The following is a 12,919-nucleotide window of genomic DNA, read 5'->3' as shown; positions in this document are numbered from 1 at the left end:
CGCAGGAGTTCAACGCATGAAGAAAAGAACCAGTCTCATCATCGCCCGCGGCCTGCTGGCGCTCGGCTTCGTCGCCTTCGGCATGGGCGCACAGGCCGCCAATGACCTGCCCGGCAAGGGCGTCACCGTGCAGCCACTCAAGAGCTCACTCGCCGAAGAGGCGTTCCAGACGCTGCTCGTGATGCGCGCGCTCGAAAAGCTCGGCTACACGGTCGAGCCCATGAAAGACCTCGAACCCGCCACCGAGCACCTGGCCATCGCCAACGGCGACGCCACTTTCATGGCAAACCACTGGAGCCTGCTGCACGCCGACTTCTACAAGAACAGCGGCGGCGAGGCCAAGCTGTGGCGCAAGGGCGTGTACTCGGACGGCGCGGTGCAGGGCTACCTGATCGACCGCAAGACGGCCGAGCAGTACAACATCAGCAACATCGCACAGCTGAAGGATCCGGCCATCGCCAGGCTTTTCGACGCCGACGGCGACGGCAAGGCCGACCTGACGGGCTGCAACCCGGGCTGGGGCTGCGAACTCGCGATCGAGAACCACCTGACGGCCCATCAGCTGCGCGACACCGTCACACACAAGCAAGGCAGCTATGCCGCGCTGATGGCCGACACCATCGCCCGCTTCAAGCAGGACAAGCCGGTGCTGTACTACACGTGGACGCCCTACTGGGTCAGCGCGGTGCTCCGCCCGGGCGCAGACGTGGTGTGGCTGCAGGTGCCCTCCTCGCCTTTCTCGTCTTCCCGGGGCGGCAACGCGGACACCCAGCTCCCCAACGGCAAGAACTACGGCTTCCAGGCCAACCAGGAGCAGATCGTCGCCAACCGGGCCTTCGTCGAGAAGAATCCGGCCGCCGGCAGGCTGTTCGAGGTGATGAAACTGCCGATCGGCGACATCAACGCCCAGAACCTGCGCATGAGCCAGGGCGCCAGCACGCAGCAAGACCTGGAGCGCCACACGGACGGCTGGATCCAGGTGCATCGGCCGCTGTTCGATGGCTGGATCGAGGAAGCCCGGGCCGCCGCAAGGTAGAACGCGGCGGCTGAGATAATCGGGGGGCGTTTCCACACTCCAAAAAAACACCCCCCACCATGACGACCACGATCCAGCAGACCGACCTGATCGAATCGATCAGCGCCGCGCTGCAGTACATCAGCTACTACCACCCCGCCGACTACATCGCCCACCTGGCCCGCGCCTACGAGCGCGAGCAGAGCCCCGCCGCCAAGGACGCCATCGCGCAGATCCTGACCAACAGCAAGATGAGCGCCACGGGCCACCGCCCGATCTGCCAGGACACCGGCATCGTCAACGTGTTCCTCAAGGTGGGCATGGACGTCCGCTGGAGCGGCTTCACCGGCAGCCTGGACGACGCCATCAACGAAGGCGTGCGCCGCGGCTACAACCACCCCGACAACACGCTGCGCGCCTCGGTCGTGGCCGATCCGCAGTTCGACCGCAAGAACACCAAGGACAACACGCCCGCGGTGATCTTCACCGAGATCGTTCCGGGCAACACCGTCGAAGTGACGGTCGCGGCCAAGGGCGGCGGCAGCGAGAACAAGAGCAAGCTGGTCATGCTGAACCCCGGCGACAGCGTGGTCGACTGGGTGCTCAAGACCGTGCCCACCATGGGCGCCGGCTGGTGCCCGCCGGGCATGCTGGGCATCGGCATCGGCGGCACGGCCGAGAAGGCCGCGCTGATGGCCAAGGAAAGCCTGATGGACGACCTCGACATGCACGAGCTGCAGGCCAAGAAGGCCTCGGGCGTCGAGCTCAGCAAGGTCGAGGCGCTGCGCATCGAGCTGTACGAGAAGGTCAACGCGCTGGGCATCGGCGCGCAGGGCCTGGGCGGCCTGGCCACCGTGCTCGACATCAAGATCAAGATGTACCCCACGCACGCAGCCAGCAAGCCGGTGGCGATGATCCCCAACTGCGCGGCCACGCGGCACGCGCACTTCGTGATGGACGGCAGCGGCGCGGTCTACCTCGACCCGCCCTCGCTCGACCTCTGGCCCGACGTGAACTGGGCGCCCGACGAAAAGAAGAGCAAGCGCGTCGACCTCGACAAGCTCACGCCCGCCGAAGTGGCAAGCTGGAAGCCCGGCGACACGCTGCTGCTCAACGGCAAGATGCTCACCGGCCGCGACGCCGCGCACAAGCGCATCCAGGACATGCTGGCCAAGGGCGAGAAGCTGCCGGTCGACTTCACGAACCGCGTCATCTACTACGTCGGCCCGGTCGATCCGGTGGGCGACGAGGCCGTGGGCCCGGCCGGCCCGACCACCGCCACGCGCATGGACGGTTTCACCGAGATGATGCTCGCGCAAACCGGCCTGATCGCGATGATCGGCAAGGCCGAGCGCGGCCCGGTCGCCATCGAGGCCATCAAGAAGCACAAGAGCGCCTACCTCATGGCCGTGGGCGGTGCCGCCTACCTCGTGAGCAAGGCCATCAAGACCGCCAAGGTGGTGGGTTTCGAGGACCTGGGCATGGAAGCCATCTACGAATTCGACGTGGTCGACATGCCCGTGACGGTGGCGGTCGATGCCGGCGGCACCAGCGCGCACATCACCGGCCCGGCCGAGTGGCAAAAGCGCATTGCGAGCGGCGAGTTCAAGACCATCATGATGGAAGAGGCTTGAACAACCCGGTCGGCGTCTTCGACAGCGGCGTCGGCGGGCTCAGCGTGCTCGCCGCGCTGCGCGCCGAGCTGCCGCAAGAGCGCTTCGTGTACTTTGCCGACACCGCTTTCGCGCCCTATGGCGAGCGCGGCGACGGCTACGTGATCGAGCGATCGCGCAAGGTGGCGGAGCAACTGATGGCCGAGCACGGCATCAAGGCGCTGGTGGTGGCCTGCAACACGGCCACCACGGCCGCGATCCACCTGCTGCGCGCCGAGCATCCGGCCTTGCCCATCGTGGGCCTGGAGCCTGCGCTCAAGCCCGCCGTGGCGACCAGCCGAACCGGCCATATCGCAGTGATGGCCACGCGCGGGACGCTGGCCAGCGCCAGGTACGCGGCGCTGCGCGGCTCCTTCGCAGGATTGGCCAATGTGCGCGCCGTGCCCTGCGACGGGCTTGTGAAGGCGATCGAGGGCTTCGACACCGCGGCCATTGCGGAACTCTGCGCCCGCTACATGGCCGAAGCCGGCCCCCTCGGCGATGGACCTGGCCAAGTCGATACCGTGGTGCTCGGCTGCACCCACTACCCGCTCGTGAAAAATGAGCTTCAGCGCCATGCGCCGCCAGCGCTGCGCTTCATCGACACCGGCGCGCCGGTCGCGCAGCAGGCCCGGCGCGTGCTGGCTTCGCTCGGCCGCCTCGCGCAACGCGGCGAAGGCGGGCTGGTCCTGCAAGGCAGCGGCGACGCGGCCGTGCTCGAAGCCGCCGCCGCGCACTGGCTGCAACAGCCCCAAGGCAGCTCGGTGGCCGCCGCAACCGCCGCCTGAAGCCGATCCGACACCATGCATCTTCTTTTGCGCTGCGCCCTGCTGCTGCTCGGCCTCTCGGCAGCGGGCCTCGGCCATGCGGCCTGCGAGAGCGGCCTCGCCGAACGCATGCATGCCAAGCTCTATCCGAGCCGCCTGCTCGACGAGCGGCTGGCCGCCTGCAAGCTCTGGCCGGCATTCCCGGGCCGCAGCATCGTGGTGCTGCCCGTGCCGCGCGAAACCAGCAGCACGGGCGCCAAGGTCTTCGACCTCGAGCTGCTGCTGATCCAGCGGCCCGACAACGGCAACACCGAGCGCGACACGGTGATCGGCCGCATCTTCCAGCCCGAGGCGCTCGACGAAGACGCCGCCACCGCCATCCAGGACATCCGCATCGACACCTCGCGCTATGTGCTGTCATCCGACACGCGCGCCTTCGGGCTGCGCGTGCGCTACCGGGGCACGGCGCCGGGCAGCACGGTGGCAAGCGAAACCATCCGCCTTTACGTGCACCACGGCAGCAAGCTGCGCCAGGTGCTGCAGGAAGTCGAGCTCGACCACGACAGCGGCGAATGGGACAGCAGCTGCACTGGTCGCTTCGAGCAGCTTCGCACGATGCTTTCGGTCGGCAAGTCGGCGAGCAACGGCTATGCCGATCTGCAGCTGTCGCGCACGCTGGTGCAGAGCCGCGCACAGATGCAGGAGGACCAGGGCTGCACCGAAAAGGCCATGCCCGCGCGCTTCAATACCGTGACGCTGCGCTACGACGGCGAGCGCTATCGCGTGCCGAAGTCTCTGCAGCAGCAGATGCCCTGATCTGCTGCGGCGCTTATCGGCTGCGCAGCGCCGCTTCCCTGCCGCGCGCCATGTCGATCGGCAGCAACAGCAGCAGCCCCGCAATGAACAGCGCCGCGGTCGAGAGAATGGCGATGCGCTGGTTGCCGCCCGCGACCCAGGTGATGGCGCCGAACATCAGCGGACCGATGATGCCTGCGAGCCGCGTGGCAAAGGTCCAGAGCCCGAAGAACTCCGCAAGCTGCCGCGGCGGCGCGAGGTAGCCCGTCATCGCGCGGCCGGCCGACTGGCTCGAGCCCATCGAGAGCCCCGCGATGGCGGCGGCCCACCAGAAGGTGCCCTTGGTGGTCGCCATCGCGGCAATCACGCAGACCGCGATCCATGCCACCAGCGTGCCGGCCAGCGAGATCTTGTGGCCGACACGGTCTTGCACGTAGCCGAAGCCGAAGGCCCCGACGGCGGCCGCAACGTTGAGCACGAAGATCAGCACCATGGTCTCGCTCGCCACGAAACCGATGACCTGCTCGGCATAGATGGCCGCGAGCGTGATGGCCACCGCCACGCCGCCCTGGTAGCAGACGGTGCACACCAGCAGCTGCATGAAATCGCGGTAGGCGCGGGCCTGCCTGAAGGTGGTGCGCAATTGCTGCCACGCGCCCACTGCATTGCCGGGCGCGCGAGGCCGGGCGCGCTCGGGCAGGAGCGCAAAGGTGGCGCAGGCGGCACCACCGTAAATGGCCGCCGTGATCAGCATCGTGACCGGAACGAAGTGCGACGCAGCCAGGCCTTTGGCCTGGGCAGACAGCACGTAGGCCAGGCACAGCCCGAGCGCCAGCATGCCGCCGACGTAGCCGAAGCTCCAGCCCCATCCGCTGACCTTGCCCATGCCCTCGGCGGTCGCGAGTTCAGGCAGGAAGGCGCCGGTCAGCGACTCGCCGTAGGAATAGAAGGTGTTGGAGACGATGATCAGCGCCATCGCGACCGCGACGCCCATGGCCCCCGAGAAGCTCGGCGTGAGCGCGAGCGCGGCTGTCGCGACAACGCAGCCCAGGGTCGCCACGGCGAGCACGCGCTTCTTGGCTGCGCGCCGGTCGGCCCAGGCGCCGATCGCGGGCATCGAGAGCATGACAACGGCATAGGACGCGCTGAGCGCCGCAGTCCAGGCGAAGGCGGCCCACGGCGCGCCCTTGGCGATGCCGCCCACGAAATAGGCGGCAAACACGGCCGTGATGACGACCGTGGTGTAGCCGGAATTGGCAAAGTCGTACATGGCCCAGCCGAACACCTCGCGCTTGCGCACGCCGGGATTCAGGGCTGAAGACGAAGACAGCGCCATGCAGCGATGGATGGTCAACCGGGCGCCGGACGCTGCCTTGGCCCGATCGGGTCAGTGCAGGTGGCGTGGGCGGCGGCCGCCGCCATGCCCACCGCCGCTGCCACTGCCGCCGGTGCCGCGCGGGCGCTTGCCGATTTCGAGCGAGTTCACGAGCGCATCGAAGCGGTCGCTGAAGAGGCGGTCGATCTCTGACACCACGCCGCCGAGCTCGGCGCCATCGAAGTGGCGCTCCATCAGGTTGACGACGTCTTCCACCAGCAGGTCGCGCTGCACCTGCATGATCGCGGCCGGATTGGGGCCGACGAACAGCATCAGGAAATCGTCGCGCGACTCTTCGTCAGGATCGCCCTCTTCCTCGTCGAAGTCGGTGTCGTAGAAGGTGACCTCGATCGCGGCACCGCGCTCGGACAGTTCGTTCAAGGCCATGCACATCTCGTCGAGCGCCTGGCGAAAGTCTTCGTCGCCCGGCACCGTCCAGCAGATCTGGAGCATGTGGTCCTTCTGCTCGAAACGGATGCCGGGTTCTTCTTCGTAGGTGCTCGTCGCCCCGTCGGCCAGCGACTTGGCGCCTGCATAGGCCCACAGCGGCTTGAGCGCTTCCTGGATCTGGTCGAAGCCGACGTCGGTACGCAAGGGCACGTCGCCGTGCACATGGATTTCAAATGGAGCGTTATAACGAGGCATGGAGTGCTCCCTTGTCTAAATGTGGTGCCCGGAACGGGGGTCGAACCCGTATGCCCCGATTAAGGAAGCGGCGGATTTTAAGTCCGATGTGTCTACCAATTTCACCATCCGGGCCTCGAGTTGAACATCGACGATAACCCAAACGAAACGGGCCCCGGCAACGCAGGTTGGCGGGGCTGGTTTTTTCGGTGGAGGGTGGATCGAACTTGATCAGAGGGAGAGGGTGGAGGCGCGACCCGGAGTCGAACCGGGCTAGACGGATTTGCAATCCGTTGCATAACCGCTTTGCTATCGCGCCACGCTGCTGAAAACGAAATCGAATTCGCGAAAAAAAGGGAAGCAGTGCTTCCCTTTTTCAAAACTGGAGCGGGAAAAGAGTCTCGAACTCTCGACCTCAACCTTGGCAAGGTTGCGCTCTACCAACTGAGCTATTCCCGCGTTTCGAGCCTCGAATTATAGAACACTTTTTCGGGGCTCGGCAAGTTCTGCCAATCAATGTTTGACGGAACCCTCTGAAGCCGGCGCGCCAGCGCGCTGCTTGGCCAGCTCGGCCACGGCGGCCGCGGAGGCGGCAACCTCCTCGTCCGACAGCGGCTCGGGCATTTTCTCGAGCGCGATCTCCAGGACCTTGTCGATCCACTTCACGGGCACGATCTCGAGTCCATTCTTCACGTTCTCGGGAATGTCCTGCAGGTCTTTCGCGTTCTCTTCGGGAATCAGCACGGTCTTGATGCCGCCGCGCAATGCGGCCAGCAGCTTTTCCTTCAGGCCGCCGATGGCCGTGACCTCGCCGCGCAGCGTGATCTCGCCCGTCATGGCGACGTCTGCACGCACGGGAATGCCCGTGAGCGCCGATACGAAGGCGGTGGTCATGGCGGCACCCGCGCTCGGCCCGTCCTTGGGCGTTGCGCCATCGGGCACGTGGATGTGGATGTCGCGCTTCTCGAACACCTCGTCCTTGATGCCCAGGCGGCGCGAGCGGCTGCGCACCACGGTGCGTGCAGCTTCGACCGATTCCTTCATCACGTCGCCGAGCGAACCGGTGCGGCTGATCACGCCCTTGCCGGGCATGGTGACCGCTTCGATGGTGAGCAGGTCGCCGCCCACCTCGGTCCAGGCCAGGCCGACCACTTGGCCCACCTGATTCTGCTTCTCGGCCAGGCCGAAGCTGTACTTGCGCACGCCGAGGAAGTCGTTGAGGTTGGCGCCGTCGACCACGACCTTGGGCGTCATCTGCTTGAGCAGCAGGCCCTTGACCACCTTGCGGCAGATCTTGGAGAGCTCGCGCTCTAGCGAACGCACGCCGGCTTCACGCGTGTAGTAGCGCACGATGTCGCGCACGGCCTCTTCGGTGACGAGCAGTTCGTCTTCCTTGACGCCGTTGTTCTTCAGCTGCTTGGGCAGCAGGTACTTCAGCGCGATGTGCGTCTTCTCGTCCTCGGTGTAGCCCGAGAGGCGGATGACTTCCATCCGGTCGAGCAGCGCCGGCGGGATGTTCATCGAGTTCGAGGTGGCGACGAACATCACATCGGAGAGGTCGAAGTCGACCTCGACGTAGTGGTCGCCAAAGGTGTGGTTCTGCTCGGGGTCGAGCACTTCGAGCAGCGCGCTCGAAGGGTCGCCGCGGAAGTCGGTTCCCAGCTTGTCGATCTCGTCGAGCAGGAACAGCGGATTGCGCGTGCCGATCTTGTTCAGCCCCTGCAGCACCTTGCCCGGCAGCGCGCCGATGTAGGTGCGGCGGTGGCCGCGGATCTCGGCCTCGTCGCGCATGCCGCCGAGCGCCATGCGGGTGTACTTGCGGCCCGTCGCCTTCGCGATCGACTGCCCGAGCGAGGTCTTGCCCACGCCGGGCGGGCCCACGAGGCACAGGATGGGCGCCTTGACCTTGTCGACGCGCTGCTGCACCGCGAGATATTCGAGGATGCGGTCCTTGACCTTCTCCAGGCCGTAGTGGTCGGCATTGAGCACGGCCTCGGCATTGGCCAGGTCGTGCTTGATCTTGGTCTTCTTGCTCCAGGGCAGGCCGACCAGCACGTCGATGTAGTTGCGCACCACGGTGGCCTCGGCCGACATGGGCGACATCAGCTTGAGCTTCTTGAGCTCGCCCTCGGCCTTCTTGAGCGCCTCCTTGGGCATCTTGGCGAGCTTGATCTTCTTCTCGATCTCCTCGATGTCCGCGCCCTCTTCGCCCTCGCCGAGCTCCTTCTGGATCGCCTTGACCTGCTCGTTGAGGTAGAAGTCGCGCTGGTTCTTTTCCATCTGGCGCTTCACGCGGCCGCGGATCTTCTTGTCGACGTTGAGGATGTCGACCTCGCGCTCGAGCTGGCCGAACAGGTTCTCCAGGCGCGACTTGACGTCGTCCAGGTCGAGCACGGCCTGCTTGTTGTCGAGCTTGAGCGGCAGGTGCGCGGCGATGGTGTCGGCCAGGCGGCCCGGATCGTCGATGCTGGAGATCGAGGTGAGGATCTCGGGCGGGATCTTCTTGTTGAGCTTGACGTACTGGTCGAACTGCTGCATCACGGCACGGCGCAGCGCCTCGACCTCGGTGCCCTTCTCGCCGCTCGCGGCCGCCTCGACGGGCGTCACGTTGGCCGAGAAGTGGGTCTCGCCGTCGTCGATGCGGTTCACGCGGGCGCGCTGCTGGCCCTCGACCAGCACCTTCACGGTGCCGTCAGGCAGCTTGAGCATCTGCAGGATGGTCGAGACGCAGCCCACCTCGAACATGTCCTCGACCGAGGGCTCGTCCTTGGCGGCGGCTTTCTGGGCCACCAGCATGATGCGGCGCTCGGCTTCCATCGCCAGTTCGAGCGCCTTGATGCTCTTGGGGCGCCCCACGAACAGCGGGATCACCATGTGAGGGAACACGACCACGTCGCGCAGCGGCAGCAGCGGCAGGTCGATCGCGTCGGCAGGCAGGGGGGTATGACCGGACATGAATATCCTTTGATTGATCAGGCAAAGATGGATGGGTGTTCGGGCATTTCAAGCCCGCGCACCCGGTCTTTGTCGAAGGCGCCGGACGCCTTGTGGAAAAGAGCCGGCGCCGCGTTCACTCAGGCCTTCTTGGCCGCTTCGCGGTACACGAGCAGCGGCGGCTTGTTTTCATCGATTGTGGATTCCTCGACCACAACCTTGTCGACGTTGGTGGCATTCGGCAGCTCGAACATGGTGTCGATCAGCGACTGTTCGAGAATCGAACGCAGCCCGCGCGCGCCGGTCTTGCGGGCCAGCGCCTTGCGTGCAATGGCCTTGAGGGCCGCCGGGCGGATCTCCAGGTCGACGCCTTCCATCTGCAGCAGCTTGGTGAATTGCTTGACCACCGCGTTCTTGGGCTCGGTCAGGATCTGCACCAGCGCGTCTTCGCTGAGCTCGGCCAGCGAGGCCACCACGGGCATGCGACCCACCAGTTCGGGGATCAGACCGAACTTGATCAGGTCTTCGGGCTCGACTTCGCGGAACACCTCGGTGATGCTGCGCTGCGCCTTGCTCTTGACCGAGGCGCCGAAGCCGATGCCCGAGGCTTCGGTGCGGTTCTCGATGACCTTCTCGAGGCCGGCAAAGGCGCCGCCGCAGATGAACAGGATGTTGGTCGTGTCGATCTGCAGGAAGTCCTGGTTCGGGTGCTTGCGCCCGCCCTGGGGCGGCACGCTGGCCATGGTGCCTTCGATGAGCTTGAGCAGCGCCTGCTGCACGCCCTCGCCCGAGACATCGCGCGTGATGGACGGGTTGTCCGACTTGCGCGAGATCTTGTCGATCTCGTCGATGTAGACGATGCCGCGCTGGGCGCGCTCGACTTCGTAGTTGCAGCTTTGCAGCAGCTTCTGGATGATGTTCTCGACGTCCTCGCCCACGTAGCCGGCCTCGGTCAGCGTGGTGGCGTCGGCCATCACGAAGGGCACGTCGAGCATGCGCGCGAGCGTTTGCGCGAGCAGCGTCTTGCCCGAGCCCGTGGGGCCGATCAGGAGGATGTTGCTCTTGCTGAGTTCGACGTCGTCGCCCTTGGCCTTTTCCTTGTGCCGCAGGCGCTTGTAGTGGTTGTAGACCGCCACCGACAGCATGCGCTTGGCCGGCTCCTGGCCGATCACGTAGTTGTCGAGGTTGGTCTTGATTTCCAGCGGCGTGGGCAGGTCGCTGCGCGCCTCGCGCGCCTCTTCACCGGCCGGGAGCTCGTCGCGGATGATTTCGTTGCAAAGGTCGATGCACTCGTCGCAAATGAAGACCGAAGGGCCCGCGATCAGCTTCTTGACCTCATGCTGGCTCTTGCCGCAGAACGAGCAATAAAGCGTTTTTTCGCTGGAAGAGCCTTTTTTTTCGGCCATGGACAGGTGCCTCGTAACGGGGTGGGGACAATGATAACTAAACAAAAACGGCGTTTCCCGTGTGGAAAACGCCGGTTTTTGCCTTTTTGGCGCCGCCGGCGCCGCGGCACGGGCTCAATTGATCAGCTGCGCTTCGCAATGACCTGGTCCACCAGGCCGTAGTCCTTGGCTTCGTCGGCCGTGAGGAAATAGTCGCGTTCGGTGTCCGACTTGACTTTTTCGAGCGGCTGGCCCGTGCGTTCGGCCAGGATGCGGTTCATCTGGTCCTTGGTGCGCAGGATGTCGCGGGCATGGATCTCGATGTCCGTGGCCTGGCCGCGCGCGCCGCCGAGCACCTGGTGGATCATGATCTTCGAATTGGGCAGCGAGAAGCGCTTGCCCTTTTCACCGGCCGCCAGCAGGAAGGCGCCCATGCTGGCCGCAAAGCCGATGCACATGGTGGAAACGTCGGGCTTGATGAACTGCATGGTGTCGTAGATGGCCATGCCGGCGCTCACGCTGCCGCCCGGGGAGTTGATGTAGAACGAAATGTCCTTGTCCGGGTTTTCGCTCTCGAGGAACAGCAGCTGCGCCACCACGAGGTTGGCAGTCTGGTCGTTCACCTCGCCCACCAGGAAAATGATGCGCTCCTTGAGGAGACGCGAATAGATGTCATAGGACCGCTCGCCGCGGCCCGACTGCTCGATGACCATCGGGATCATGCCGAGGCCTTTGATTTCCTGTGCGCTCATTGAATTGCTCTCCGGAAAAGGGTTCGTTCGCTGTTCGAATTTACTGTACGCCTGAGTGAAATGGGGCTCGTGCCGCAAAGCACAAGCCCCATTGGCATTGCAGGCGGCGGCGGATCAGCCCTGCTGCGCCATCAGCTCGTCGAACGACACCGACTTTTCCTTGACCTTGGCCTTGCCGAGCACGAATTCGGTCACGTTGTTCTCGATGACCACGGCCTCGACTTCGGCCAGGCGGTTGTTGTCGCTGAAATACCAGCGCACAACGTCGGCCGGCTTTTCGTAGCTGGCGGCCAGTTCGTCGATGTGGGCCTTGATCTGCTCGGGCTTGGCCTGCAGGTTGTTGGCGCGCACCAGTTCGGCCACCACCAGGCCCAGGCGCACGCGGCGCTCGGCTTGCGGGCGGAACACTTCGTCGGGAATCGGGGCCTTGTCGGCGTCCTTGATGCCGCGCTGCTTGAGCTCGGCGCGGGCGCCTTCGACCATGCGGTTCACTTCGGACTGCACGCTCGCGTTGGGCAGGTCGAGCTCGGCGTTGGCCACCAGGGTGTCCATCACGGCGTTCTTGTTGCGCGCCAGCAGGCGGAACTTCACTTCGCGCTCGAGGTTCTTCTTGATGTCGGCGCGCAGGCCCTCGACCGTGGCTTCGGCAATGCCGAGCGACTTGGCGAGCTGTTCGTTGACTTCGGGCAGGTGCGAGGCTTCGATCTTCTTCACGGTGACCATGAAGTCGGCCTGCTTGCCGGCCACGTCCTTGCCGTGGTAGTCGGCCGGGAACGAGAGCGGGAAAGTGCGGCTGTCGCCGGCCTTCATGCCGCGCACGGCGTCTTCGAATTCCTTCAGCATCTGGCCTTCGCCGACGATGAACTGGAAGTCTTCGGCCTTGCCGCCCGGGAAGGGCTCGCCATCGATCTTGCCTTCGAAATCGACCGTCACGCGGTCGTCGTCCTGGGCCACGGCGTCCTGCGCGCGCTGCGCGAAGGTGCGGCGCTGCTTGCGCAGGATGTCCAGCGTCTTGTCGATGGCGTCGTCGCCCACTTCGGCCGAGAGCTTCTCGACTTCAGCGCCCGACAGGTCGTTGATCTTGACTTCGGGGAACACTTCGAAGACGGCGTCGAAGGCGAGCTGGCCTTCGGGCGACTCTTCCTTCTCGGTGATGCGGGGCTGGCCGGCCACGCGCAGCTTGGCTTCGTTGGCGGCCTGCGAGAAGGCTTCGCCGACCTTGTCGTTCATGACTTCGTAGTGCACCGAGTAGCCATAGCGCTGGGCCACGACGTTCATCGGCACCTTGCCGGGACGGAAGCCATCCATCTTGACGGTGCGCGCGAGCTTCTTGAGGCGCGAATCGACTTCGGACTGGATGGTGCCGACCGGCAGGGTCAGCGTGATCTTGCGTTCGAGCTTCTCGAGAGTTTCAACGGTCACGGTCATGGTGTCTTCCTTGTGAGGGGTGTGGCTGGTGCGCGGGGCCGGACTCGAACCGGCACGTTCTTGCGAACGTCAGGACCTAAACCTGGTGCGTCTACCAATTTCGCCACCCGCGCTTGCCAAATTTTTCAGGTGAATGCAAAGGCGGACGGCCCTGGTGCCGCGGCCACCCGATTGCCAGATGCCCGCCGCCCA

10 protein-coding genes and 4 tRNA genes are annotated in these 12,919 nt (G+C 65.2%); 4 read left to right on the top strand and 10 right to left on the bottom strand.

The genetic code is table 11. From position 1 onward, the window contains the following. Positions 1–16: 16 nt before the first annotated feature. From proX to L1081_RS06130, 4 genes are read left to right on the top strand one after another with little or no spacing between them, the layout of a single operon-like run. Positions 17–1,036, top strand: coding sequence for a glycine betaine/L-proline ABC transporter substrate-binding protein ProX (proX, locus tag L1081_RS06145; protein ID WP_489415659.1), 1,020 nt, complete (start codon positions 17–19; stop codon positions 1,034–1,036). 59 nt (positions 1,037–1,095) lie between these two features. Further along, the gene (locus tag L1081_RS06140) at positions 1,096–2,649 is read left to right on the top strand and encodes a Fe-S hydro-lyase, tartrate dehydratase alpha-type (protein WP_489415658.1); all 1,554 of its coding nucleotides are present in this window, start codon (positions 1,096–1,098) and stop codon (positions 2,647–2,649) included. After that, complete coding sequence (gene murI, locus L1081_RS06135) at positions 2,646–3,455, top strand: glutamate racemase (RefSeq protein ID WP_489415657.1); 810 nt, start codon at positions 2,646–2,648, stop codon at positions 3,453–3,455. Before L1081_RS06140 ends, murI begins: the two co-directional genes overlap by 4 nt. A gap of 15 nt (positions 3,456–3,470) precedes the next feature. Continuing rightward, a complete protein-coding gene (locus tag L1081_RS06130; RefSeq protein WP_489415656.1) occupies positions 3,471–4,250 on the top strand; it encodes a PA3715 family protein in 780 nt (259 codons plus the stop codon). A gap of 13 nt (positions 4,251–4,263) precedes the next feature. On the opposite strand, the gene L1081_RS06125 is transcribed toward L1081_RS06130, so the two are convergent. The 10 genes from L1081_RS06125 to L1081_RS06080 form a co-directional block, all read right to left on the bottom strand. Beyond that, the gene (locus tag L1081_RS06125) at positions 4,264–5,565 is read right to left on the bottom strand and encodes an MFS transporter (protein ID WP_489415655.1); all 1,302 of its coding nucleotides are present in this window, start codon (positions 5,563–5,565) and stop codon (positions 4,264–4,266) included. A 51-nt stretch (positions 5,566–5,616) separates the two neighbouring features. Then, positions 5,617–6,249, bottom strand: coding sequence for a DUF6806 family protein (locus L1081_RS06120; RefSeq protein ID WP_489415654.1), 633 nt, complete (start codon positions 6,247–6,249; stop codon positions 5,617–5,619). 22 nt (positions 6,250–6,271) lie between these two features. Then, positions 6,272–6,363: transfer RNA gene (locus L1081_RS06115), tRNA-Leu, on the bottom strand. Positions 6,364–6,473: 110 nt separating this feature from the next. Next, positions 6,474–6,547: transfer RNA gene (locus L1081_RS06110), tRNA-Cys, on the bottom strand. A 64-nt stretch (positions 6,548–6,611) separates the two neighbouring features. Next, a tRNA-Gly gene (locus tag L1081_RS06105) sits at positions 6,612–6,687 on the bottom strand. Between the two features lie 54 nt (positions 6,688–6,741). Then, entirely contained in the window at positions 6,742–9,183 is a 2,442-nt protein-coding gene (lon, locus tag L1081_RS06100) for an endopeptidase La (RefSeq protein WP_489415653.1), read from the bottom strand. Between the two features lie 119 nt (positions 9,184–9,302). Continuing rightward, positions 9,303–10,568, bottom strand: coding sequence for an ATP-dependent Clp protease ATP-binding subunit ClpX (gene clpX, locus L1081_RS06095; protein WP_012747621.1), 1,266 nt, complete (start codon positions 10,566–10,568; stop codon positions 9,303–9,305). 122 nt (positions 10,569–10,690) lie between these two features. Continuing rightward, complete coding sequence (gene clpP, locus L1081_RS06090; RefSeq protein ID WP_012747620.1) at positions 10,691–11,299, bottom strand: ATP-dependent Clp endopeptidase proteolytic subunit ClpP; 609 nt, start codon at positions 11,297–11,299, stop codon at positions 10,691–10,693. 114 nt (positions 11,300–11,413) lie between these two features. Continuing rightward, the gene (gene tig, locus L1081_RS06085; RefSeq protein WP_489415652.1) at positions 11,414–12,727 is read right to left on the bottom strand and encodes a trigger factor; all 1,314 of its coding nucleotides are present in this window, start codon (positions 12,725–12,727) and stop codon (positions 11,414–11,416) included. A 26-nt stretch (positions 12,728–12,753) separates the two neighbouring features. After that, a tRNA-Leu gene (locus tag L1081_RS06080) sits at positions 12,754–12,840 on the bottom strand. Positions 12,841–12,919: the final 79 nt, after the last annotated feature.

It is taken from the genome of Variovorax sp. MSC1_012 (genome assembly GCF_023667525.1).
GTDB lineage: Bacteria > Pseudomonadota > Gammaproteobacteria > Burkholderiales > Burkholderiaceae_C > Variovorax > Variovorax beijingensis_B.
This window is presented reverse-complemented; position numbering and strand designations above follow the sequence as displayed.